Genomic DNA, 24,402 nt, shown 5'->3' on the forward strand with positions numbered 1-24,402 from the left:
GTGTCACCCGGCGGGGCGAAGTGCTGCCCGGCCGGGCGCGGGCCCGCGCCCGGCGGCGTCGGGCACGGTGGACGAGTGGCAATCTGGGTGGCCCCTCATTTGACACACCGTCAATCGGGCTCGGAAACCTCAGTAGTCTCCGCCGCTCCGGCATGACATGACGAACACCAGTCGCACGGCTACGACTTCGGCATCACCGTCGCACCCGACCGTAAATGGGCATGGTTGGAGCTGCCCAAGCACCGATGGGCGATGCACCCCACCCGGCACCGAGCGTGGCCAGGGGAAACAGCCACCAACGCCGGTGCGACCGGAGCCGATTCCGCCCGAAGCGTCATGCTTGTTGTTCCGGGCGCGGGCCCGCTTCTACACGCAGACGAGGACGGCCCCGGTCTCGTGGGCCTCGACGTCCTGAAGGCGTGTTCGTCGGCGCGGGAGCGCGACGAGGGCGGCGCGGGTGTGGGCGACGGGGTGGCGTTGCACATTGCGGTAGCGGGCGCTCGGCGTGGTGCCGCGGGTGGGGTCGGCGACGTGGATCCGCCTGCGGTGGGAACCCCTTCGAGCACCGACCGGCGGCACCTGGACGGGGCGGCGAGGCGTCGTCGTCACGGCGGTGGCGCGGGTGGACGCGGCGGGACGGCCCGGGGTCCGTGCGACGAGGTCGGCGGGCCGGGAGGCGGGGCCGGAGGCCGGGGCGGCATCGACGGCCTCGCGTTCGCCGCCAGGGCCGCGATCTCGTCGGTGATCACCTGTGATCCGTGGACGATGTACGGCACTCCGCAGCCGGCCGGTCCCGGGAACAGGTCGAGGGCAAGAGCCCGGAACATGCCCTCTTCCACGTAGTACATCGAACGGTCGTGCAGCGTCCCGTCGCGCAACCGCACCTCCAGACGCACCCTCCCGGTATCCGTACCCGGGCCGGGGCGCAGCGTCAACGTCACCCCGGCGACGGCGCCCCAGGGCAGCGGCACGGTGCCGTCCGCATCATGAAGGACGAGCGCGCCCGGGCCGATCTCGAAGCGCCGGTTCGCCTGAACGCGCGCGAGCCGACCCGACCCCAGTAAGAAGCTCAGGCCGCCGCAGGCAAAGGCCAGTGGGGGAATCATCACGGGTATCGAGGACAGCCCGCGCGTGGTGGACATGCCGAGGCAGAGCAGGGAGGCGGCGAACAGCAGGAGAGCGACCCCCGCAACCATGCCTGCGGCAACCCGGCCGTTGCGGGCGCCCTGCCACACCACGCGGTCCGAATAGGCCACCCGGTTGGTCAGCACTGCATCACGATCCACCCCCGTGTCTCGATGTGCAGTGCAGCGTACCGCCCGCCGCCCGCCGGGAGGCGGCTCTGAAGAGCCGGTACCTGCGACAGGTTTCGACGGGCCGCGTCCGGAGCCACAGTGTCGTTTCGCGCCTCGGCCGGCTCTTTCCGCCTCCCTGTCGTGCAGCCCGGTGTCCGACCCACCCGACCGGGGCTGCATGACCCACGCGTTTCGAGTGCGTGGTGGGGTGGTGGGCCTCCGGGCTGTGGAACATCTGCGGGAGGAACTCGCGGCATTCGTGGGTGATGTGTTCGGGCTGTTCGGGTCGGTTCCGCGTCGGGATGCGCGGCATCGGGACGCCTGCTGTCTGCGTGGGTTGATGGTGGACGGTCACAGGAAGTCGATCGTGCCGAAGGCGGAGCGGTTACCGGACGGGAAGGCGCAGGCGTTGCAGCAGTTCGTCACGGGCTCGCCGTGGGAGCACCGGCGGATGCTGCGGCGGGTCGCGGAACGGATGGGTGACGTGATGGCCCCGGAGGTGTGGATGGTGGACGATACGTCGTTCCTCAAGTGCGGGAGGGCGTCGCCCAGCAGTACTGCGGCGCGCTCGGCAAACGCGCGAACTGCCAGGTGGGGGTAAGTATCCACGCGGCGACGGACACAATGTCGTGCCCGTTGCAGTGGCGGTTGTTCCTGCCCGAGGAGTGGGCCGACGATCCGGTGCGATGCGCACGGGCCGGAGTCCGACGACGTCGAGCATGTCGAGAAGTGGCGTCTGGACCTGGACGGCATCGACACCCTGACCGGGTGGGGGCTTGGTCCCGCCGCTGGTCGCCGCCGACGCCGGCTACGGGCAGGTCGGCGACTTCCGACACAAACTCGCCCTCCACAGCCCGGACTTCGCGGTCGCGGTGCGCGGGGACGAGATCGCCCACGCCGGCAACGAGATCCGTCGACGCTCGCGTTCTCGGGCCTGGGCCCGCTCCGCTGCCGCGTGATCGGGGCCGGTCGCTGGTCGATGACGCCGTCGCCGCGGGGCGGGAGGCGTTCACCGAGGTCGTCTGGCGGCGGGGCTCGCGCGGCGCGATGCAATCGCGGTTCGCCACCACCGAAGTGCGTCCGGCAGGGAGGATGCCCGGCCCGCTCGCCCAAACCGCCGCCTGGGACCGGGTGCTGCACGTGTTCACTCTGCTTACCGAGTGGTCGACCGACGCCGAGGCGCCGACCGGCCACTGGTTGACGAACCTGCCCTCGCTGTCGGACCGGACCCGCCCCACCCGCCGCCGAGCACTGTCCCGACACCAACGACCACGAAGACCGACCACCACCACCCGACAAAGCACCACTGGCGGCAGGCCGCATGGGGCGCGTCTCCCGCGCGTGTCGACGCTGTGGTCCGTTCGGAGCAGCGTGCGGCGGGGTTGCGCACCATGGGGCGAATCGCCTGTTCGAATGGTCGGCGGCACAACGTCCCGGATTCCCGGGCGGCCGATTCCGGGAGTGATCGTGAGAAGTTCCCTGTCGCTGCGTACGCGTCTGGTCGCCGGTGTCGGCGCGGCCGTCCTGGCGTTCGGTGTGGCCGGTGCCGCGCCCGCGACCGCCACGGGCTGCCAGGGGTCGGCGTGTGGTGTGAACGACGACTACGTCGTCACCACCGATCACCTGACCGAGGAAGCCGCGACCACGGCCGCGCTCGCCGCCCTGGCCGCGGCGGAGGCCGCCGGGGAGCACGTGAGCGTCGCGGTCGTCGACCGTGACGGCAATGCCATCGTGCAGCTGCGCGGCGACGGCTCCGGACCGCACACCTACGAGTCGGCGCGGCGGAAGGCCTACACCGCCGCGTCGTTCAACGCGCCCACCTCGGTCCTGGTCGGACGGCTGGAGCAGAACCCGACACTGGCCGACATCCCCGGCACCCTGTTCCTGGCCGGCGGGCTGCCGATCGTGTACCGCAACACCCCCATCGCCGGCATCGGCGTCGCGGGCGCGCCCAGCGGTCTGCTCGACGAGCAGTTCGCCCAGGCCGGCATCGACGCGATCAGCCACTGACGGCGTTTGCGACCGGGTTCGCCGGGGCGTCGAACAACGTCCCGGGCCCGGCCGCGAAGCGCGATCCGGCCCGGCCGGCGGCCGGAAGTCCAGCGGGCGGGGCGGCTATTGTCGGGGCCATGAGCGCTTCGACGGTGTCACGGGTCGAGATCGACGGCCGACCCACCACGGTGGAACGGCTGCACGCCGTCGCCGTGGGCGGATACGGGCACTTCACCGCGATGCAGGTGCGCGGCGGTCGGGTGCGTGGCCTCGCCGATCATCTGCGTCGGCTCGACGCGGCCAACCGGGAGTTGTTCGGCAGCGCCCTGGACGGCGACCTGATTCGGCGTCACATCCGGCACGCGCTGGCCGACGACGTTTCCGACGCCTCGGTGCGGGTCCACGTGCTCGCCGCGGACGAGGCGGGGGCGACCGCGGTCCTGGTGACCGTGCGGCCACCGGGCGACATGCCGCCCACGCCACAGGCGTTGCGGTCCGTCCCGTATCTGCGTGCCGTGCCGCACATCAAGCGGGTGGGGGACTTCGGGCAGGCGCACTTTCGCCGGCAGGCCACCCGCGAGGGCTTCGACGAGGCGCTCCTGACCGGGCCGGACCGGGTCGTCGCGGAGGGCGCGATCACCAATATCGTGTTCCACGACGGCACTTCGCTGCTGTGGCCCGACGCGCCGGTCCTCGAGGGCATCACCATGCAACTGCTGGAACGGGCCCTCGCCACCGGGCCGTCGCCCTCCCGACGCGGCCCGGTCCACCTGTCCGACGTCGGCTCCTTCCGGGCGGCGTTCGTGACGAACTCGCGCGGCATCGCCCCGGTCCGACTGATCGACGACGTACCGATCCCGGTCGACACCGCACTGACGGCAACGCTCGGCGAACTCTACGCGTCGATCGTGTGGGACCGGATCTGACCATCCACAGACCCGCACATCAACGGACCAACGGCCCGCCAACGCACAGGCACCGCACCGACGATCCACCGGACACGGCCTGGTAAACGCTTCGGCAACGACATGAACAGCGTCGATCCGCACGGGAGTCGTGCTGCGACACGCCGCGGGTGCCGGGGGTGCAACGACACGGTCGAAGGCTTCGTCCCCGGAACGGACATCGCCGTCTACTCCGGGATCATCCTTTGGAAGCGCCGCAGCGGCAACCCGTGTGACACATACGGCCCGTGCAATCGCCCGAGCGGCAGCGCGGGCGGACGCTCTGCTCCGGGACGCACCGTACGCCGAGGACCACTCCGCCCCCGCACTCCGATCAGGGCGGCGCGGCAGCGTGGTTCGACGTCGAAATCGTGGTTCGTGCCGGGCTCGTGGTCAGCGTGACCTCGGTGGTGTCGGTGCTCCGTTGCTTCCGTGGTGCTTCGAACCGGTTGTTCCCCTCGGGAGTTCCGTCTCCCGGCCGGAGCGCACTCCCGCTCGAATAACCTCTGTCAATCGCCAACCGCTCGGGGTAAGTTGCCGCCGTCAACGGGATCCCGGGCGGGTGGGGAAGACGTCGCCGCCCGATCCCGGGCACCGCGCGTCGATTCGCCTGGATCCGTCTCATTCGCGTGCGCGGCACGCAACCTTCCAGGGAGTCCCACTTGTCTCCGGCATCCCCTTACGACCCGCCTGCCTCCGAGACGGCGCCGAGCCAAATGCCGGCATCCGGCAATCCGGCCGCCGGCTACGACCAGGCCGGGCCACCCATGTCCCAGACTCACCTGGCGGGCCGGGGTTACGACTACAGCAGCTACAACTTCGGCTACGGCGTCCCGCAGGACCTCGGAGACTACTGCGCGAGCTGGGGCCGGCGTGCCGGCGGATACCTGATCGACGGCGTGATTTTCACCCTGGTCATGGCGCCCATGTACGGCGGCGTTCTGTGGGTGGGAAACAAGACCACGGAGTACGAAGACTTCGACGGCACGATCACCACCGAGTACGAGGGCGGTTCGGCACCGATATCCCTCATCGTGGCCGGCGCCGCACTGGTCCTGCTGTTCGCCCTCTGGCAGTGCTACCGCCAGGGCAAGACCGGACAGACGATCGGCAAAAGCGTCGTGGACATTCGGGTGGTCCGCATCCGGGACGGACAGCCGACCGGCTTCTGGCTGTCCTTCGGGCGCTACTTCGCACACATGCTCGACACACTTCCGTGCTACCTCGGCTGGCTGTGGCCGGCGTGGGACGAGAAGAAGCAGACGTTCGCCGACAAGATCTGCTCGACCGTCGTGATCAAGAACTGAACGACGGCTGCGTCGGCGCGCCGCGAACAGCGCGCGCCGACCGCGCACCGGGCCGCGAGCCGGGAGGCCGACACCGTGCAGCCCGCGGCAGCGCCCCAGTCGCGGGCGACGCAGCGGCGCCCCGCGTGGTCGCCAACACGACGGAGACGTGGACACGCGGGTGTCTGGAGGTGCCGACCTGGGGTGCTCTCGCGTCGGCTTTCTTGCGGTCGAGCCGGAACGAGATTGATCGAGTCGGCCATGGCTTCCGGAACCCAACGAAGGTTGTAGTCCCGAAGCGGCCATGCGACCAACCGCAAGATCTCCATGCTGTGGGCCAGGTCGACCGATTCGGCGATCCGAGCCATGGCATCCAGCGCTTCGTCTCGTCCGTCCTGCGTCGAAGACTCGTCTCGACAGGCAGCCAACGAATGCAGCCGGAGCCTTCACACTCTCGGAAGGCTCGTCCATGGGATACCAATCGCCGTACCAGCGGCGGTTGGGCCTTCCCCCCGAGTAAGGACACGTCTCATGCGGCGTTTGCGCGTGTAGGTGAAATCGTCCGAAGCTCGGCTTCCTAGGTGGTGGGGCTGAGTTGGCCGCTACGGGAGTGGCGGCGTCGGGTCTTGTAGCGGTTGGCCCAGCGGACGGTATCGAGGCCGGTGAGGCCGGTGCTTGGCGCCTTGATGGAGCGTCTCGCGTTCGAAGGCTGTGGTCCCTGTGGCAGATCGCGCCGCGCAGGTCGCCGCCGCGGGTGCGGGCCGCGGCGGGTACGTAGGTGCTCGGCGGCGCGCCGGTGGACGATCATGCGCGAAGGCCACGACGATTCGGTGATGTTGGAGCATCTGCCCGGGCAGTTTGCGCTCGCGGCCACGCATCGGCTGGTCATGCTCGCCCCCTGCGGGAAGGGCATCGGTTCGACGTGCGAAGTCTGCAGGATGGCGAACCTGGTCGGAGGTGTGGCCGCTCCTTTCGCAAGGCGGCCGACGAACCCAGGGCCGCGAACAGCGGGAAACCATCCGCTCCGTACTCGCGGAGCATCCGTCCGAACGGCCGCTACGCGATCTCGACGCCCTTGCCGCAGAGCCCTTGTCAGCTTCCGCGTCGCATCTCGCTTCACCCGAAATCCGGGACTCAACCTCCTGAAGCCCCGATTCACCGCCGGCGCGAACGCGGACACCGCCGAGTTGTTCAGCGAAATCGCCCGCGAGCCGCCACCACGTCCGTGGGCAGTAGCGATGGTCATGCGCCATATTGCCGCGCACACCATGGCCCCACCCACGCAGGCTCGGACCTCACCGGGAGGATCCACACAACCGATGGCGGCAACACGCCCAGCCACTGACGGTCCCGCCCAGTACTCTCCGGCATCACCAAGACACCATGCCCCCGGCCGGCCCCACCGCCCCTTCATCGATCGGCAACGACCGCATGACAAGCAAAGACGCATCCACCCCACAACGCACTTACTCGTGGTCGCCGTCCACCGCAAGCACCCTCGGCGGGCCGCTCCTGATCTGCGACGCCGACGCCTTCCCGTACTGGAGCGGCGCGGTCCACCGACCCGACTACGAACTCGACCCCACCTGCGACTACGCCCGAGCCATGTCCGCGGCCGACGACGCGGACGCCGCCGTCATCCGTTTCGGCGACCACCATGAACACACCGGTCTCATATGGGACTTGGACGGCGAGGGAACAGCCGAGATCGCAACCGCCGACGACGGTTTCCTCCTCGTACGCTCATGGATTCCCCTGGGCAGGACCCAGGCGCCCCGCCGGCGCGCAGCCACCGCAGCCGCGACGCAGGAGCCGGCCGCGGGCGACCTCCACATCCGCGGCGACCACATCGTGGTCGTCTGGGCGGCGGCAGCCGCCCACGAGACCAACATCGGCCCGTGGCCGCCGACCATGCTCTCGGCCGAACCCGGCACGTACAAGGTGACCTGCGGATGGCACGAAGGGGCTCGCGGACGGTACATGCCCGAAGCAGAGATCCACACCCCCTCCCCACGGTCGGTCGAAGAAGACTGGACCTGCTTCTGGATCCGCCTCGTCCTCTCCAAAGCCCCGAACACCTGACTCTCCAGGACAGCGCACAACGCCCCCACGCAAAGGAAACCCCGCTTGCCGATGACGCGGCGCCCTCGCCACGCTCACGACCGCTGCCGGGCCGGGGCACCAAGCCGCCTCCTTGTGACGGGGACGGGTCGACGGGTCGGGTTCGCCGCGCCATGACTTGCGCAACCGCCTGCGCCGCCTTCTGCGGGAACCCGGCGCGTGGCTGGCCGCCCCGTCGCCTGCGTGACCACCCGGACCGGCGGCCGGGGGTCACGCCGTTGCCGGCCCCGAGCGCGTTCCCGACGGCGTCGGGCTGCGCCGCGAGGGGTGTCGGGCTCACCCGATCGTGATCGGCGCGGGAGCGGGAAGGGCCCATCGGGAGCCGGAGTCGGGGTCGCCCGCCCAGACGAACTGCTCATCGTCGGCCGTGACGGTCATGCCATGGTCGTACAGGCCGATCGCGCCGGCCTCGGTCCACGCGTCCCAGGCAGTCTCGACTTCGTCGACGAGGCGACGCGGTCCACCCTGGAAGGTGGTTGCGCGCCCGGTCGGCGGCGTGGAGATCGTCGCCCAGGACCCGGCGCCGTCGTGAAGGCGTGCGTGGACGCCGTGCGTGTCGGCGGAGGTGTCGAACAGCACGTCGGGCAGCCGCAGGCGTAGTGCCCACATCAGGTGGGCGTCGTCGTGCAGGGGCCGCGGGTCGCGGGTGAAGGGGCGTTCGTGGTCGGGATCGCGGTCGGCGCGAACCTCGCGGTGAGTGGGGGTGGTGGCGGTGCCTCGGGCGTTCATGAATTGAGCGAGGCCGTGGAGCCATCCGGTGGCCGAGCGGCCGTCTTTGCCGGTGGTGAGGGCGAAGTAGCCCAGGCGGGTCCACGGGAAGACGATGTCGCCACCGGGGCGGGTCTGTGCGATCCAGGCGCGGGGGACGCGGTCGACCGCGTAGGTGGCGATCAGCCGGTCGTAGGGGGCTGCCGGAACCCAGCCGAGGGTGCCGTCGCCGGCCCGGACGTCGACGCGCGCTGCGGCGCGGGTCAGGGTCGCGGCTGCGGTGGTGGCCAGGGTCGGGTCGGTCTCAACGCTGGTGACGTGACCGGTGGGGCCGACGCGGTGGGCGATCAGGGCTGCGTTCCAGCCGGTGCCGGTGCCCAACTCCAGAACCCGGTGGCCGGGTTGGAGGTCGAGGGAGTCGAGCATGTCGACGACGATCGAGGTGCAGGACAGGGACGAGGACGGGACACCGCCGGTGATCTCGGTGATCGTCGCGTCGTCGGGGCCGGCGTGGACGAGCCTAGCCCAGACCTGCGAGTCGCCCGCGCGGAGCACGCGTTGCCAGGCGTGGCCGTCCCAGGTCCACAGGGCCTCGGGTGCGAACTCGTCGCGAGGCAGGGCCCGGACGGCTTCCCGCAGCCACGGGGAATCCTCCGGCCACGCCTTGCCGGTGTCCATCATCGCGAGCGCACGGCGGCGATGGACACCGATGTCGTCGGGGCCGGCGCTCACTCCCGCCGGTCCTTCTTGTGCTTGCCCTTCGGATCCTCGGGCTTGGGAACACGACCATCCCCGTTCCCTGGAGGCGGGTCACCCTTGTCCAACGGCTGGTCCGGCTTGTTGTGCTCGCCCACCGCACACCTCCTCGGAATCGTCACGCTCCGGAGTCTCATGATGACGCAGCAACATCCCGAGGGGAACCGACGAACACCCGACGTCGCCGAAGCAACGCATGTCCTCGCCCCGCGCCCGGACCCGCCCACGTCCACATCCACGTCCACATCCACGACGGCGCCACCACAACGTCGATCCGCATTCGGCCCACGCAGTGGGGCCCTCTGGATCGCTGATGTGCCCGAACTCCCCCACCGAGCCGAGTCGTCGCCCCGTGCCCGCACCCCCGAAGGCGCGTGCACATCGGCCGCGCGCCACAGGATCATCGGGCGAGCAGCGAAAGTTCGGCGCAGGAGCGGGCGTGTGTCGTGGCCTGCGGCTCGCCCCAGGTCTCGGGCTGCCCGAAGACGAACTTGCCGCCGTGTTCGGGCAGTCGGCCTCCCTTCGGGTCGTAGACGCGCGAAGGTGTCGGCCGGCGCATGACGCGGTCGGTCCGAGCACATCCGGCCGAGCACCTCGACCGGCAGGCCCACAATGATCGGACCGCTCCCGCAACGTGGGGCCGACGGTGCGGGCCACGAGGGTGTCGGCGCAGCGGCGCTGCCTTTCGGCGACGGCGGCCCGGTCGGGTCTGGCGGCGTCGCAGGCCGACTCGAACCGGAACAGCCTGCTCGCGGCGGTCGGTTCGTAGACGCCGTTCTACTGGTGGACCACGCTGTGGAACCTGTCGAACGCCCTCTCGCGGTCTTCTGCGTCGGCCGATCGCAGGGCCCGTAGGAGCACGGGAACCTCCGCAGCGGAGCCGTACGCCTGCTCCATCGAAGCCCAGTCGACGTCATCGAGTCCGATCAACATGCGGGCTATGCGTCGGACGCGACCGACACATCGCGCCCCGATTGTCCTGGTCGACGGCTATTCCGTATGGCGGTTCGACAATGGCGAACGTATTGTCACGTGTCACCACGATCAACTTCGTTGCGCGCTGGTCGGTGGAATAGCGGGTGTTCGCGGGCCTGGTCCGCGGCCGATGGATCTGCTTCCCCCTTTTGTATTGACTTCGTTTATCGTCGCGGTTTTACTCGTCGCTGTCGACGTCCGGGGGGTGAATGGAGTCTCCGTGAACTCCGGTCACTGGCACGGCGATTCGGTGGGGGTCGACCGATTCGCGCGGGCCGAAGCAGGGGCCTGGTGTCGGTGTTTCGACCGTTCGTACGTACCGCTGCGCGTGCCCCTTTCGGGCATCGCGTGTATTACGGCACGACTTCTGGAATCCGCGCGCGGTGAGGGTGAGCGTGCGCGGATCCGTTTTCGGCAACGAATATTCGAAAGGATCGATTCATGTCTCGTCGCACGTTCACCGCCGGGGCGACGGCCGGTGTCGCGGGGGCGTTCGCCGCCGTTGTGGCCCTGTCCGGAACCGCCCAGGCGCTGCCGCCGGAAGCCCGCAGCATCTCCATGAACTGTCTCGATCTCCCCTCCGGCACGTCCGGCTGGTGGGGCACCAGTGCAACACTGGTCACGTCGGACCCCGCCGGCGCCCCATACCCGCAGCGAATGAAGGTCGCCGTCCCCACCTCCCCCGCGTCGTTCCCCCCGAACATCTTCACCACGACCGTGCGCACCGTGCAGACCGGGGCCGGGAATGGAACCGTGTGGGACTTCACCGGCACGTTCAACCCACCAGGCGTCCCCCAGACGTTCGGACCGCTGCGTACGGTCACCAGGATCCCGCCGGGCACCTCCGTACGGTTGAAGACCACCACCGGCACGCCCACCGCCACGAACTGGTCACTCAGGATGTCCGCCACCATCGACGGCTACTCACTCGACATTGCTTGTACCGGCGACCAGGGGTGGACCTCGCCCGACTTCACCTTCTGACCCGCCCGGGCCCGCCCGGGCCCGCCGCACGACCGCACCGCGCAACACGGCCCACCGCGCGGCACGGGCGTCGCCCCAGGGCATGCCGAGCGCCGGGGAACTGCTGCGTCCGTCACCGCCTGAACCCCGACGTCCCGCAACGCGCGCCCCAAGTGGTCGTCGCCGTCGGGCGGTTCGGGCGGTGGTGGCGGCGAGGCGCCATCGAGGTTTGCGGTGCCTGGTGCGGGGGTGACGAGTTCGTACGGTTCGAGAAAGCGGGCCGCTCCCGTCCGCCACGGGTGTCACGGTGACCCCGTGGACACGGACGACCTCGACCGGAACCGGACATTGCGCGAGCTACTGGAGGCGCGCTGGAACCATCGGCTCCGGGCCGTTCAGCGGGCGGAGCCCACCCGCCGGCCCGCAACCGAAGCGCCGGTGGGCCAACGGTGGTGGTGCCGATCGATGACGTAGTGGTGCCTGTGTCGCCAGCCGGCGTCGGACCGGACGGCGTCGGACAGGTGCGGGTGCCCAGCAGGCAGATCGGGGTGGACGTGGCCGAGCCGTTCCGGGTCCCGGGAGGGCCAACTCGCCGCAGCGGCGGCGGTGGCGGACAGGGCGATGACTCCCAGGACGACCGAGGTGGTCGACAGCCCCTTGCCGGCCGCGAGCCAACCGGCGAGGGGATACGTGAGCAGCCAGCAGCCGTGCGAGAGGGAGAACTGGGCGGCGAACGCGGCGGGCAGGTCCGCGTCGCCGGCGGAGCGCCGTATCACCCGTCCGCCCGGTGTGAGGACCGCCGAACACGCCGCGCCGACGGCCGCCCAGGCCAGGAGGATCAGGATCCACGACCGGGTGTCGGGTGCGCCGGCGGTGATCACCCCGACCGCGACCAGGACCACCGGCAGGGCGAGCGCCGCCGACAGCATCACCGCACGGTCGGTGAAGCGACGAAGGAGGCGGGGCAGAAGCAGGGCCGCAACCATGGACCCGGCACCGTAGGCCCCCAGAGCCACGGACACGGCTCCGGCGGAGCGGTGGAAGTGCCCGCGTGTCATCACCACCGTGTCGACGAACACGATCGCTCCGGCGGCCGCGACCGCCAGGTCCAGGGCGAGCAGGGCTCGCAGCCGAGGGGTGGCCCGGAACAGGCGGATGCCGAACGCGGCCCTGGCGTGGATGCCGCCGGTGCGCTCGACGGGAACGGGCTTGGGCAGCACGGCCGACACCACCAACGCGGCCGACGAGACGAATCCGACGGTGGTCCCGACGAAGAGCCAGTTGTAGGAGAGCAGGGCCAACAACCCGGCGGCCAGGGCCGGACTGAACAGGCTTTCCAGGTCGTAGGCGAGCCGGGACATCGACAGGGCGTTCGTGTAATCGCGTTCGGCGGGCAGCACCTCGGGGATGGTGGCCTGGAACACCGGGGTGAAGGCCGCCGACGCTGCTTGGAGCAGGAAGATCAGGAGGTGGATCTGCCAGACCTGGGTGACGAACGGCAGCGCGAGCGCGACGCCGGCACGGACGAGATCCGTCACCACCAACAACACGCGGCGCGGGATCCGGTCGGCGACCGCGCCGACCACCGGCGCGATGGCGACATAGGCGACCATCTTGATCGCCAACGCGGTGCCCAGCACCGCCGACGCGTCGTCCCCGGCTATGTCGTACGCGAGCAGACTCAACGCGACCGTGGCCAAGCCGGTGCCCAGCAGGGCGACGACCTGCGCGGTGAACAGGTGGCGGTAGGTGCGGTTGCGCAGTACGACCAGCATCGGCCCGTCCCGGTCGGCGGTGTCGAAGGACGAAACCATCATAGCCATCACGTGCATACGTGTGCACATGTTGACGACGGCGCAGCGGGTCCCTTCAGTGAGGCGGCCGGGTCAGTCGTGGGGCGGAAGGGTCCGGATCTCGTGGTCCGCGACGTTCAGGGCCTCGTCCACCAGACGTCGCAGGTGGCCGTGGCGCAGGGAGTACACCACGCGGCGACCGTCCCTGCGGGTGGTGACCAAACCGGCCAGGCGCAGCTTGGCGAGGTGTTGGCTGACCGAGGGGCGGGGCGCCTCGCATGCCTCGATCAGGGTGGTGACGTCCGCCTCGCCCCGACCGAGTCGGTACAACAGCGCCAGGCGGGTGCGATCCGCGAGCAGGGCCAGGATGGACGCGGCGACGTCCAGCCTCTCGCCTTCGTCCGGCTTCTGCGCAGAGGTTGCATCTGCGAGACGTTCGTCCACGCTCATGTACACATCGTAGGGCGAATCGTCGCCGCTCCCGGTGCCGGCGGCCGGCCGTGGGGATAGGTCCGGTTCGCGCCCGGTCCCGGGCGACTTCGCGCAGCGGTCGTGGACGTTCGAGGCCGACGACGGTGGACCCCTCGTGCCCGGGACGTCGAGGGGCAGCGGCAGGTCTCGCGCCGGGTTCCGGGTCGCCGGCGTGGAAGGAGCACCGAGGCGATGACCGGGTTTGTGCCGGGCCATCGGGCGCCGGGCCGCACGCGAGCACTGCGTAGGCAATGGTGCGTACGCCGATGCCCCGGTCGGTCGGGCCGTGGGCCGGCCCCGGGCGCGCGCGGGTCGCCGCGATCCGGGGACGAGCGTCCAGAAGGTCCACGTGCCCCCGCGCCTCCCTCCCTTCCGCAAGGGGAGCGTCGCATGTCGTGCCGGGGGCGGTCAGGTGCTCGGGGCGGCGGCCACCGGCTCCTCTTCCTCGGGCTCGGGGGCGTCGCTCAGGCCGAGCCGGAGGTGTTCGACGCACCACCCCGGCGCACGCCGAGTTGGTCGCCCTCGCCCCGGGACTTGTGACCCGACACCACGCGCACCACTACGCCGGGTTCGCCCGCACCCAGTCACGGCTGTTCGACCGCAACGGCGAACTCAAGCCGCTGCTCTACACGTTCCGCGTGCTGTTGACCGGGATCCACCTGATGAGGACGGGTCTGGTGATCGCCGACCTGCGCCAACTCGCCGCCCTGCACCCGACCATCGCGCCGGCATACCTCGACGACCTGACGGCCGCGAAACGCGCGGCGGAGCACGGGGCCGTGCACGAACTGGTGGCGCCGGACACGATCCGGGCGGACATCGAACGACTGCAAGCAGCACTGGACGACGCACACCAGGCATCCACACTCGCGGATCGACCCCAGGGCCACGATGCCCTCCACGACCTGCTGGTGAAGGTACGCCTGGCCGAACTCTGAATCGACACCTCCGCAACAGGTGAAGCAACTCGGCCCATCAGGCTTCCCCTTGGTCGTCCACGCAACCAAGTGCACCACGTGCGGCGGCACCCCTACCCGACAGCGACGTCGCCGCGCCGGAACGCTTCCGCGGCGGTGCATGGCCGGCTACGTAGGTACGCCGCTACACCCACGGCATACGCCACCACGTTCGCGACGACGTCGAGCAGCGCCGTCCACGCATCATCGGGCGCGGCAAGCAGCAACCCACTCCCGGCATCGTCCTGTCTCCGCGTGGCCCACTTCAGCGCCCGCTCGAACCGTCGGCACGACCCGGAGCCGCCCCGCAGGTCAAACAACCGTTGAAGGTCGGCATCGCCGAGACCCCGGTGAATCCCGCACCGCCGAGCGAGGTCCGCGTCCCCGTCACGGCGGATGGGGAAGCGGAAGCTCATGTCGTTGCCTTGGGCGCCCACGTAAGCGTGCTGTGTCAGGACCGTGCGGGGGACGGCGATCGTCCAGTAGCGCGGCCCGGTTGCTCGGTCGAGGGGATCCGGAGGATCTCACTCCCGTGGACGACGGGCTGGATCCAATTGGCCAGGACGGACCGCATCCGTTCCTCCGCATGATCGGCGCCCTTGACGATCGGCTCCAAAGTCCCGGCGTGGCGAACAACTCCTCGCGGCGCTCCGGGGACAGCCGGTCCCACCACGCGGCGGCCGCTCCCCGGCCCGCTCACGGGCACGGCGCTCCTGATCGGCGGCCTGCCGAAGCCATGCCTGCTCGGCGCGGACGCGATCCTCCTCGTCTTCCGACGTCCGCCGGGCGCACGCGAGTTCGAGACGGCGCTCCCCTGCCGCTGCCGCTCTCCCGCGCCACGCCGGTGCGGCCTCGGCCTTGCTTCGCCTCAGTCGGGCCTCGCGTTCGGGCGACCGAGGGGGCGTCGGCGGTACGGCGGTGCCGGTCGGCTCGGGCCGAGAGCAGGGGCGGGCAGTACCGAGGGCAGCGTCGCCGGGACCACACCCGAGGCGAACCCGCCTGCCTATCCCTCGGCAGCCCGACATGACGCTAGCCTGACGGTCATGCGTCCGATGACCCACGAGGAACGAGATGCCTTCCTCGCAGAGCCGCGTGTCGGAGTCCTGAGCGTCACGGCCGAAGCGGGGCGTGCTCCGCTGACCGTCCCGATCTGGTACGAGTACCGGCCGGGCGGACTCGTCAAGGTGATCACGGCCCCCGGCCTGCGCAAGGTCCGGCTCATCGAGGAGGCCGGCCGGTTCGCGCTGTGCGCGCAGGTGGCCGAAGTCGACGACTACCGGTACGTGTCGGTGGAGGGCCCGGTGACCGGGATCGCACCGACCCCGAGGCAGGAGCGCTTCGACCTGGCCGCCCGATACATGGGCCCGGACCGCGCCACCGACTACATCGACGCGACGGAAAAGACCGCTGCCGGCTACATCACGATCCACATGCGGCCGGAATGGTGGCACACCTTCGACTTCAGAGTGACGCACGAGGGCCGATAGGAGCGACTCCACGCCATCCGGTGGCGGGTCCGGGCGCGCCGTTGCGGACGACGGCAACTCCCCACGAGGTTCGCCTCGCTCGAACCGGGTGCGTCGAGGAATGCCGTGGCGCGTTGTACGTGACGGTCGAAATCGACGGCGAGCACGTCGTCTGGACGCATTGGCACAACTCCGTCAAGGACAGGGGCGACCTGCCGGAACTCCGGTTCTCCGCAGGGCAGTACGAGGACGAGACCGGCGCTCCGGAGCCGAACATCGATGGGGAGTGGCCGACGGAAATGGTCGCGCGCCTGTTCGAGGCGGCACCGACGGGACGCGAGGACCGGCCGGCGCGGTGGGACTGCGACCTGGACGCCGTCCGGTCCACGCCGGCCGCGAGCCGACCGGCAGCAAACGACCCCGAACTCGGCGCTGCGGGCCGCGAACCCACCGACCTTCTCCCGCCGCTCGGGCTCACGCTGACGGCTGGGGATACGCAAGCCGCGCCGGACCTGCTGCCACCGGTATCCAGGACAACTCCCACCGCGTCCGGACTCGTCGGGGTCACGAGGGTGGCCACTGCGGGTCGGCGCCGAACAGCCGCGCGCAGCCCGTCGTACACGGCGCACGTCCTACCCGCGCAGGACGCGCCGCGCAGCACCACGAACAGCGCCGACCCCACTTCGAGGCCGTGTGCCGCGACCACCTTCTCAGTCCCGGCGCCGACCCCGCCGGCGCACCCCTGGGGCACGTCAGCGCGTGAGCGGTCACCGACCCGTCCTCCCGCACCTCCGTCGAGATCGACGCGGCAATCGTCGCGGCCGGCACCAGCGCCCACCCGTCCAGGGTCGCGCTGCTCGGCGAAGTCGAATGGGGAACCACAACCGGGCTGCCTTACCTCCAACGCCTGACTCGTGCCCGCGACGTCCTCACCGGCCGCGGACTGGAAACAACCGGATGCGTCCTCGCGTGGTTCAGCGCCACACGCTTCACCGACCGCCTCCGTCACGAAGCCGACGCCCGCGACGACGTCCGCCTGATCGACCTCGACCAGTCGTACGCCTGATCCCATCCGGCCCGCACCAGCCGTCGCGGACCGAGTCGCAACCGGCACCCGACCCCCCGTGCGGCGTCGCGGTGTGATCCCGTGTGGGATGTTCCGCACCCCACCCTTGCAAAGCAAGACGTGACCGGCGTCCGAACCACGATCACCATCGACGCCGACACGAACCGCAAGGTCGTCTCCGCCGTCACCCGGACGACAGTCCCCGCATGTCCCGCGACCTCACGACCGCCGTCGACGACGCCGCCCATTGCCCCCTCCTGACACGCCACGAGCACGTGGACGATCACGGGGCGGATCCACGGATGACGCGGCTGCTGCCCGGTGCCACGATGGAGTGGAGAGACCTTTTCGCCCGGCGATCGGGGAAGGCGATCATGAGCCGCGAGTATCACTTTCACTGCGAGCACGCCGGTTGCTCGGTCACCGTGGGCCTGCGGATGGGCAGGACGCGGGAACTGGAGCTCCTCGTGGACGGGAAAGAGGTCGCCGCCGCCCGCGTCCACGGCCACCGCGTCCAAACGCAAGTGATGACCGCGATCCTGCCCACCGACCCGCCCTGCGGCATCGAGGTCGAAGTGACGCTCCCGGGCGCTCTCGGCGGCGATCCGGTGAGCATCCTGCTCGCTGATGGCGAACGCAAGCCCATGCCCACCCGGGAGGTGCCCCGGCGGTCACGCCCAACGGAGGCGTCCTGGTACTCCTGACCTATCGGGGAGCCTGACAGGAACGCCGCCCCCCACCGGCCCGACACGGCGCCGCTTGCGCAAGGCGACGCCGGCGCACGTGGACCCGCGACGCCGTCATCCGCCGCCCCGCCGGCCGTTCTCGGCTCGCTCGCCGCAGGATGGTTCACCCGATGGGTGCAACCGGGACTTTGCGGAGCGTGCTCGCGATGTGGTCGGATGACCAGGCCCGCAAATCGGGCCGAACATCGTCGAGTTACCCGAAAGTGAAGGATTCGCCGTGGCAACCACACGCACCGCCCACACGGAGTGGGAAGGCAACCTCCTGGATGGGAAGGGCCTCGTCACCTTCGACTCCTCCGGCATCGGCGAATACCCCCTGTCGTGGCCGGCGCGCGCCGAGACCCCGAACGGGAAGACCAGCCCCGAGGAACTGATCGCCGCCGCCCACTCCGGCTGCTTCTCCATGGCCCTCTCCCACGGTCTGACCGGCGCCGGCACCCCGCCCACCAAACTCGAGACCAAGGCCGACGTCACCTTCCAGCCGGGCACCGGCATCACCGGCATCCACCTGACCGTCGTCGGCCGGGTGGCCGGACTGGACGAGGCCGCCTTCGTCAAGGCCGCCGAGGACGCCAAGGCCAACTGCCCCGTCAGCCAGGCCCTCACCGGAGTCGCGATCACCCTCACGGCCGGCCTCGCCTGAGCCGGATCCGAACCGAACGAACACCCGCTCCGACCGGCCCCGCGCAGGCGCGCGGGCGCCGCCCCACCCGATGACCCGACTCCGCACGGAGCCTGGGGACTTCGCCCCGACACGACACACGTCTGCGGGTCACCAAGGGCGGCTCGTCGCGCCTGGCGGCGGGCCGCCGTTCCACGTCACCCACGGCGCCGTGCGACCCGCACCGACATCGGGGCCTGTCCCGCCGCCCGGTCCCCGACGGGTCCGCCCCGGCCGTCCCGCCCGCGTCGGTGGACACCGCAGGGCGAGGCAAGTCCGGGCCGCCGCCTCCGCGCCCGCGTTCGCCAACATCGTGAGGTGGGACCGGCACTTGCCGACCTGCTCGCGGGTGTCACGGCGTCCGTCGGGAGCGGTGGGGATCGGATGACGACATTCCCGACGCCGCGTTGTTGCGGAACGTCGCCTCAAACCCCGGGGCCGGGCCGATCCCGACCGCGTCGCGCCCATGCCGCCCGGGTCGTAGATCCCCCCGAGCGGGGACAACACCGCCCCGGTCGTGTCGAGTTCGGGTTTCGACCGGCTGGACAGCGCCGCCCATGTGGCGATGGGCGCCACCGAACATCGGATGTACCTGATGCTGCAGGAGACCGTGGGCGCCTCGGGCGCGGGGCGAGATGGTCCAGCGGCTTGCCCCGGTGCCAGTCCTCGGCTCCGGCCGCATACTCCCCGCCCCGCCGGCGCTGCAGCACGCCGAGCTTCTCGTCGATCCGCAGCCGAGCCTGCCTCACCGTGCGTGCGGCCCCGTCCCTGACCCGTTTCATCTCGACCTTCGAAAAGCTCTCCTTGGTAGGCACCGGCAACGATCGGCGCCGTTTCGAGGCATCCGCTCGGACATCCCCGGGCAGTTGGGAGAGCTCTCGAAGAACAAATAGCGACCTGCCCCGCGACACCACAACCCTGCGCCCGGTCTACGCCCGAGTCCCGCGCTCCGGCCGGATCCGCCGGGGTGGCACCGTGCGCCGGGCTTGACACCGACGGTGCGCTCCCGGCCGTGCGAGGTCAGTACACGTCGCGGCCGTAGCGCTTGTCGGCGGCGAGCTGCTTGACGTACGCGGCTGCCTCGTCCTCGTTCAGGCCGCCCTGGGCCATGGCGATCTCGCGCAAGGCGCGGTCGACGTCCTTGGCCATCCGGCCGGCGTCGCCGCAGACGTAGAAGTGGGCGCCGTCCTGGAGCCAGGACCACAGCTGGGCGGAGTGTTCGCGCATCCGGTCCTGGACGTAGACCTTGTTGCGCTGGTCGCGGGAGAAGGCCAGGTCGAGGCGGCTCAGGGTGCCGTGGCGGTGGAACTCCTCCAGTTCGTGGCGGTAGTAGAAGTCGGTGGCCTTGCGCTGCTCGCCGAAGAAGAGCCAGTTGCCGCCGTGGTGGCCGAGGGCCCGGCGCTGTTCCAGGAAGCCCATGAACGGGGCGATCCCGGTGCCGGGGCCGACCATGATCGCGGGGGTGCCGGGGTCGGCCGGCGGGCGGAAGTGGGTGGAGCGCCGGACGTACAGCGGCACCTCGCTGCCCGGTTCGGCGTCGGCGAGGAAGGTGGAGGCAACGCCCTTGCGCGGGCGGCCGGATGGGCCGTCGTAGCGCAGTACGGAGACGGTCAGGCCGACCTCGCGGGGGTTGGCGAGGGGGCTGGAGGAGATCGAGTACAGGCGCGGTTGCAGCCGCTTGAGCAGTTCGGTCCATTCCTGGGCACCGATCCGGACGGGGAACTCGGTGAGGACGTCGACGGCCTGCCGGCCCCAGGTCCACTTCGCGAGGCCGTCCTTGTTGTCCGGGCGGATCAGGTGCTTGAGTTCGCGGTCGCCGGTGCGCTCGGTGGTGAAACGCAGCAGGTCGGGAGTGATGCGGGTGATGTCCAGGTGGCGATGGAGCGCCTGGGCGAACGGCATGGGTTCCGAGCCCGGGAGGAGGACCTCGGCGTCCGGGGACAGACCGGTGGCGGCCAGCCACTCCGCCACCAGGTCGGGGCAGTTGACCGGCCATATCCCCAGGGCGTCGCCGGCCTCGTACTCCACGCCGCTGTCACCGAGGTCGAAGGTGAAGCGGCGGATCTCCTTGCCCGCGCCGGGCAGGCTGAGCAGCCGATTGCCGGACAGCCGGGCGGCGTACGGGGCGGCCTTGCTCGGCCGCACCGTGCTCGCAGCGCCCGCAGCGCCTTCCGTTGGCACAACAGGAGCTGCGACCGCAGGAGCCGCGCTCGGCTCGGTGGGGGTCGCGAGGGCGGCGATCACCTGGTCCAGCCACCGTGCGGCGGGCTCTTCGTAGTCCGGCTCGCAATCCGCACGGGGCAGCAGACGCACGGCTCCGAGCTCGTCGAGGCGCTGGTCGAGACGGCGGCCGTGACCGCAGAAGTCGGCGTAGTCGGAGTCGCCGAAAGCCAGCACCGCGTACCGAACGTCCTCCAGGCGGGCGGCGTCGGCAGCGCTGAGGGCCTGCCAGAAATCGGACCCGTTGTCCGGCGCTTCTCCGTCGCCGAACGTGCTGGTGATCACCAGCAGGTCCGTGCCGGGCGACAGCGCGGCAGGACCGAGGTCCGCCATGCTGTGGAGGGTCATCGGACGGCCTGAGTCGGCCAGGCGCCCGCCGATGGTGCCGGCGAAGTCCTCGGCATTGCCGGTCTGGGAGGCCCACAACACCACGACCCGCCGCGTCGGCTCACTCGCGGCAGCGGGCGACGTCGGCTCCGTCGGCTGCGCCGCCGGCAGCCCCGGGGCCGCCGGCAACCCCGGCACCGGCACCGGCGTCCGGGAGAACGTACCGGCCAGGACACCGTCGACCCACAGGAGGTTCGACGCCTCGAACGGGGCACTGGCGGGGAGCGTCGGCACGGCCGTGCCGGGCGGTGCGGCGGCTACCCCCGCGAGGAAACCGGCCAGGTACCGGCGCTCGTGATCGGCGAGGGCCGGGGCGCTCAGGTCGGCCAGGCCGAACAGGCCCGCGATGCCGGAGACGGGCGAGACGGCCGGACTCGTTTCCATACGCACCAGGGTCGTGACGGCACCTTGCTCGGCGGCGGCGGGGGCGGGGGCGGAGGTGGCAGCGACGGGGGTAGCGGCGACGGGCGCGGGAGCCGGCGCCGGTCCTGCCGTCGCGGAAACCGGGCCGAGGACGGGCACCGGCGCCTTGGTCCTGGTGAGGGTCACCGCGCAGACCTTGAACTCGGGCTGGAAGGAGATCGGGTCGACGGCGTCGTTGGTGACCGCGTTGACGCTGAGGTACTCGCCGAACAGGTCGTTCCAGTGGAACGGCGCGAAGCAGTTGCCGGGCCGGACCCGGTCGGTGACCACCGCCGGCAGCACCGCCCGCCCGCGCCGCGAGGCCACCTCCACGCCGTCGCCGGCCACGATGTCCAGCGCGGTGGCGTCCTGCGGGTGCAGTTCGACGAAGGGTCCGGGGTTGAGCTTGTTGAGTTTGGCCACCCTCCCGGTCTTGGTCAGGGTGTGCCACTGGTGCTGCAGACGTCCGGTGTTGAGCACGAACGGGTACTCGTCGTCCGGGAGTTCGGAGGCAGGCAGGTGCGGACGGGCGAAAAAGGAGGCCCGCCCGGACGCGGTCGGGAACGCCAGGCGGGGCCGGCTGCCGTCCGGGCGCTCGACCAGGGTCTGGCTGACACCGTCGTTCAGGTAGCGGATCGGGTTGCGGTCCGGACCGTCCACCGTCGGCGCGGGCCACTGCACCGGCGTGCTGCGCAGCCGCTCGTAGGTGACGCCGCGCAGGTCCCAGCCGGTCTTCGGGTTCCACGCCCGCCGCAGCTCGTCGAAGACCTCCTCGGCGGAGGCGTACGTGAACGCGTCGGCGAAGCCCATCTCGCACCCGACCCGGGCGATGAGCTGCCAGTCCGGCAGCGCCTGCCCCGGCGGGTCGACCGCCCCCTGGACGAGGGTGAGGTTCCGCTCGGAGTTGATCATCACCCCGTCGGACTCCGCCCATAGCGTGGCGGGCAGCACGATGTCGGCGTACGCGTTGGTCTCGGTCTCGGTGAACACGTCCTGGGTAATGACCAGTTCGGCCTTCTCCAGCGCCTCGATCACGGTACGCCGATTGGCCACCGAGGCCACCGGGTTGGTGCAGACGACCCAGCACGCCTTGATGTCACCGGCCGCCATGCGCTCGAACATCTCGATCGTGCCCTTGCCGACCTCCGTGCGCAGCGTGCCCTCCGGCACACCCCACAGGTCCTCGATGAAGAGGCGGTCCTCCTCGACCAGGACGCTTCGCTGCCCGGGCAGGCCCGGGCCCATGTAGCCCATCTCGCGCCCGCCCATGGCGTTGGGCTGGCCGGTGAGGGAGAAGGGGCCGCTGCCGGGGCGGCAGATCGCGCCGGTGGCGAGGTGGAGGTTGACCAGGGCGTTGGTGTTCCAGGTGCCGTGGGTGGACTGGTTGAGGCCCATGGTCCAGCAGCTCATCCACTCCCCGGCCTCGCCGATCCACCGAGCCGCCCGACGGATGTCGTCCTCCGGTATCCCGGTGACCTCGGCGACCTTCGCGGGCGGGTAATCCGCGAGGAAACCGGGCATCTCCTCCCAACCCTCGGTGTACTCGGCGATGAACGCCGGGTCGGTCCAGCCGCCTTCGACCAGCAGGTGCAGCAGGCCATTGAGCAACGCCAGGTCGGTGCCGGGCTTGATCTGCAGAAACAGGTCGGCCCTGTCCGCGGTGGCGTTGCGCCTCGGGTCGACCACGATCAGCTTGGCGCCCGCGGACTTGACGCGGTCCATCATCCGCAGGAAGAGGATCGGGTGGCAGTCGGCCATGTTGGCGCCGATGACGAAGAACGCGTCCGCCTTCTCGAAGTCCTGGTACGAACCGGGCGGCCCGTCCGCGCCCAGGGAGAGCTTGTAGCCGGTGCCGGCGCTCGCCATGCACAGCCGGGAGTTCGACTCGATCCGGTTGGTGCGCAGGAAACCCTTGGCCAGCTTGTTGGCCAGGTACTGCGCCTCCAGCGACATCTGGCCCGACACGTACAGCGCCAGAGCGTCCGGCCCGTGCTCGTCGAGAATCGCCCGCAGCCGCCCGGCAGCCTGCGTGATCGCCGCATCCACGTCCAGGGCCACCGGCTCGGCACCCCGCCCGGGACGGACCCGCGCGGTCGCCAACCGCCCCGGGGCGGCCAACAGGTCCGCGTGCGTCGCACCCTTGGTGCAAAGCCGTCCGCCGTTGGCCGGATGCTCCTTGTCACCGGAGGACTTGGCGACCATCCGCCGCCCGTCGGCACCCTTGGCGATGTCCAGCACGATCCCGCAGCCGACCCCGCAGTACGAACAGACCGTCCGCACCCGCCCCGCCACAGCCTTCTGCTCCGCCACAGGAACGCCCCCTCCAGACCAGCAGCGCGGGTCGATCCCGTCCCCGCCAACCTAGAAAGGCCCTGTTTCCCCGGCATGACCGGCAACGCCACGGCCATGTAACACCCACCGCACCCGATGCCGGCCCGGGCTGTGAGGGCCGCAGCCCACCGAGGCGACCGACACGAACGACAGGACAGGCGGACGCCCGACGACCCTCTCGCGCCAGGTCGCCGGTCACCCCCGGACCACCGTGCACACCCACCGCCACATCGTCGGCCGGGCCGGTCTCGGCCGGGCCGGTCTCGGCCGGGCCGGTCTCGGCCGGGCCGGTCTCGTAGGGGTCGGCCGGCCGCGCAGCAGGGCAGGCGCCCGCGCCGGCCGAGCGGCGTGATCACCACCATCGGGCACCCGTGACACACACCGGTGGCGACGGCCGTGCAAGCGGGCGCGCCCGATTTCGCCGGATGCTCAGGGACCGTTCACCGTCCTGCGTTCCGGGTGCCTCGTCCCCCTTGGCGTCCGTGTCCGTGGGGGCCGTGAGCCTGACGCCGCTGCCGCTGGGTACGAGGGGTGGTGAGCATGTCCGGGACCCAGCCGGCGAGCCGGCCGAGGAGGACTCCGAAGGCGGCGGGGCAAGGAATCCGAGGAGGACGAAGAGCGGTTCCTCGCGCGGTTCATGACCGAGCGCGATCCCGCCCTGCTCGCCGACTTCGTCAAGCTACGGGTCATCGCCCGCGAACGGCGTGACCGGCGCCGCAGGTACCTCGCGGCGCGGCACCGGCACACACCGCCCACAGCGACCTGAGGATCCCGCTCAAGGCCATCGCACGCTGGGCCCCGAGCACGAGGGCCGGCGAACCCGGATCGCGCACCGATGAGTTTCCCACGCCGCGCCGGTCAAT

At 70.8% G+C, this 24,402-nt stretch carries 16 protein-coding genes and 3 pseudogenes; 12 read left to right on the forward strand and 7 right to left on the reverse strand.

Annotation, left to right across the window (positions count from 1 at the left end; all coding sequences use genetic code 11):
* Positions 1-605: 605 nt before the first annotated feature.
* The gene (locus ACFXMF_RS21305) at positions 606-1,286 is read right to left on the reverse strand and encodes a hypothetical protein (RefSeq protein WP_379988124.1); all 681 of its coding nucleotides are present in this window, start codon (positions 1,284-1,286) and stop codon (positions 606-608) included.
* Positions 1,287-1,473: 187 nt separating this feature from the next.
* On the opposite strand from ACFXMF_RS21305, the pseudogene ACFXMF_RS21310 reads away from it, so the two are divergent.
* From ACFXMF_RS21310 to ACFXMF_RS21335, 6 genes and pseudogenes are all read left to right on the forward strand, one after another.
* Positions 1,474-1,961, forward strand: a pseudogene (locus ACFXMF_RS21310) (transposase); the annotation flags it as partial.
* Positions 1,962-2,071: 110 nt separating this feature from the next.
* Positions 2,072-2,254, forward strand: a complete 183-nt coding sequence (locus ACFXMF_RS21315) for a hypothetical protein (RefSeq protein WP_379988146.1) — start codon at positions 2,072-2,074, stop codon at positions 2,252-2,254.
* A gap of 508 nt (positions 2,255-2,762) precedes the next feature.
* Positions 2,763-3,305 (forward strand): heme-binding protein, encoded by a 543-nt coding sequence (locus ACFXMF_RS21320; protein WP_360315358.1) that lies wholly within the window; start codon positions 2,763-2,765, stop codon positions 3,303-3,305.
* A 119-nt stretch (positions 3,306-3,424) separates the two neighbouring features.
* Positions 3,425-4,213 (forward strand): aminotransferase class IV family protein, encoded by a 789-nt coding sequence (locus ACFXMF_RS21325; protein ID WP_379988125.1) that lies wholly within the window; start codon positions 3,425-3,427, stop codon positions 4,211-4,213.
* A 785-nt stretch (positions 4,214-4,998) separates the two neighbouring features.
* A complete protein-coding gene (locus ACFXMF_RS21330; protein WP_379988126.1) occupies positions 4,999-5,538 on the forward strand; it encodes an RDD family protein in 540 nt (179 codons plus the stop codon).
* 1,410 nt (positions 5,539-6,948) lie between these two features.
* Positions 6,949-7,599, forward strand: coding sequence for a hypothetical protein (locus tag ACFXMF_RS21335; RefSeq protein WP_379988127.1), 651 nt, complete (start codon positions 6,949-6,951; stop codon positions 7,597-7,599).
* Positions 7,600-7,914: 315 nt separating this feature from the next.
* On the opposite strand, the gene ACFXMF_RS21340 is transcribed toward ACFXMF_RS21335, so the two are convergent.
* The 3 genes and pseudogenes from ACFXMF_RS21340 to ACFXMF_RS21350 form a co-directional block, all read right to left on the reverse strand.
* A complete protein-coding gene (locus ACFXMF_RS21340; protein ID WP_379988128.1) occupies positions 7,915-9,078 on the reverse strand; it encodes a methyltransferase domain-containing protein in 1,164 nt (387 codons plus the stop codon).
* A complete protein-coding gene (locus tag ACFXMF_RS21345) occupies positions 9,075-9,200 on the reverse strand; it encodes a hypothetical protein (RefSeq protein WP_360315378.1) in 126 nt (41 codons plus the stop codon). Before ACFXMF_RS21345 ends, ACFXMF_RS21340 begins: the two co-directional genes overlap by 4 nt.
* 344 nt (positions 9,201-9,544) lie before the next feature.
* Positions 9,545-9,719 (reverse strand): annotated as a pseudogene (locus tag ACFXMF_RS21350) (transposase); the annotation flags it as partial.
* A 799-nt stretch (positions 9,720-10,518) separates the two neighbouring features.
* Here ACFXMF_RS21350 and ACFXMF_RS21355 point away from each other — a divergent pair.
* Entirely contained in the window at positions 10,519-11,061 is a 543-nt protein-coding gene (locus ACFXMF_RS21355; RefSeq protein WP_360315380.1) for a hypothetical protein, read from the forward strand.
* A gap of 374 nt (positions 11,062-11,435) precedes the next feature.
* On the opposite strand, the gene ACFXMF_RS21360 is transcribed toward ACFXMF_RS21355, so the two are convergent.
* Both ACFXMF_RS21360 and ACFXMF_RS21365 read right to left on the reverse strand, forming a co-directional pair.
* Positions 11,436-12,815 carry an MFS transporter gene (locus tag ACFXMF_RS21360; protein WP_379988144.1) on the reverse strand — a complete coding sequence of 460 codons (1,380 nt, stop codon included), beginning with the start codon at positions 12,813-12,815 and terminating at the stop codon, positions 11,436-11,438.
* Positions 12,816-12,926: 111 nt separating this feature from the next.
* Positions 12,927-13,283 carry a metalloregulator ArsR/SmtB family transcription factor gene (locus ACFXMF_RS21365; RefSeq protein ID WP_360315384.1) on the reverse strand — a complete coding sequence of 119 codons (357 nt, stop codon included), beginning with the start codon at positions 13,281-13,283 and terminating at the stop codon, positions 12,927-12,929.
* Positions 13,284-13,786: 503 nt separating this feature from the next.
* On the opposite strand from ACFXMF_RS21365, the pseudogene ACFXMF_RS21370 reads away from it, so the two are divergent.
* The 4 genes and pseudogenes from ACFXMF_RS21370 to ACFXMF_RS21385 all read left to right on the forward strand — a co-directional run.
* Positions 13,787-14,242 (forward strand): annotated as a pseudogene (locus ACFXMF_RS21370) (DNA polymerase beta superfamily protein); the annotation flags it as partial.
* Positions 14,243-15,303: 1,061 nt separating this feature from the next.
* Complete coding sequence (locus ACFXMF_RS21375) at positions 15,304-15,747, forward strand: pyridoxamine 5'-phosphate oxidase family protein (RefSeq protein ID WP_360315390.1); 444 nt, start codon at positions 15,304-15,306, stop codon at positions 15,745-15,747.
* A 1,251-nt stretch (positions 15,748-16,998) separates the two neighbouring features.
* A complete protein-coding gene (locus tag ACFXMF_RS21380) occupies positions 16,999-17,496 on the forward strand; it encodes a hypothetical protein (RefSeq protein ID WP_379988130.1) in 498 nt (165 codons plus the stop codon).
* Between the two features lie 259 nt (positions 17,497-17,755).
* Positions 17,756-18,181, forward strand: coding sequence for an OsmC family protein (locus ACFXMF_RS21385; protein WP_379988131.1), 426 nt, complete (start codon positions 17,756-17,758; stop codon positions 18,179-18,181).
* Positions 18,182-19,219: 1,038 nt separating this feature from the next.
* On the opposite strand, the gene ACFXMF_RS21390 is transcribed toward ACFXMF_RS21385, so the two are convergent.
* Positions 19,220-23,518: a molybdopterin-dependent oxidoreductase gene (locus ACFXMF_RS21390; protein ID WP_380020721.1), complete on the reverse strand. Its 4,299-nt coding sequence runs from the start codon at positions 23,516-23,518 to the stop codon at positions 19,220-19,222.
* Positions 23,519-24,176: 658 nt separating this feature from the next.
* Here ACFXMF_RS21390 and ACFXMF_RS21395 point away from each other — a divergent pair.
* Positions 24,177-24,305, forward strand: a complete 129-nt coding sequence (locus ACFXMF_RS21395) for a hypothetical protein (RefSeq protein WP_379988133.1) — start codon at positions 24,177-24,179, stop codon at positions 24,303-24,305.
* Positions 24,306-24,402 lie beyond the last annotated feature (97 nt).

Source organism: Embleya sp. NPDC059213 (genome assembly GCF_042754445.1).
In the GTDB taxonomy this organism is placed as follows: domain Bacteria; phylum Actinomycetota; class Actinomycetes; order Streptomycetales; family Streptomycetaceae; genus Embleya.

Coding starts and splice junctions, on each gene's coding strand:
- ACFXMF_RS21375 (WP_360315390.1), top strand. CDS start 15,304: ATGCGTCCGATGACCCACGAGGAACGAGATGCCTTCCTCGCAGAGCCG.
- ACFXMF_RS21360 (WP_379988144.1), bottom strand. CDS start 12,815: ATGCTGGTCGTACTGCGCAACCGCACCTACCGCCACCTGTTCACCGCG.
- ACFXMF_RS21380 (WP_379988130.1), top strand. CDS start 16,999: ATGTCCCGCGACCTCACGACCGCCGTCGACGACGCCGCCCATTGCCCC.
- ACFXMF_RS21365 (WP_360315384.1), bottom strand. CDS start 13,283: ATGAGCGTGGACGAACGTCTCGCAGATGCAACCTCTGCGCAGAAGCCG.
- ACFXMF_RS21355 (WP_360315380.1), top strand. CDS start 10,519: ATGTCTCGTCGCACGTTCACCGCCGGGGCGACGGCCGGTGTCGCGGGG.
- ACFXMF_RS21330 (WP_379988126.1), top strand. CDS start 4,999: ATGTCCCAGACTCACCTGGCGGGCCGGGGTTACGACTACAGCAGCTAC.
- ACFXMF_RS21335 (WP_379988127.1), top strand. CDS start 6,949: ATGACAAGCAAAGACGCATCCACCCCACAACGCACTTACTCGTGGTCG.
- ACFXMF_RS21325 (WP_379988125.1), top strand. CDS start 3,425: ATGAGCGCTTCGACGGTGTCACGGGTCGAGATCGACGGCCGACCCACC.
- ACFXMF_RS21395 (WP_379988133.1), top strand. CDS start 24,177: ATGACCGAGCGCGATCCCGCCCTGCTCGCCGACTTCGTCAAGCTACGG.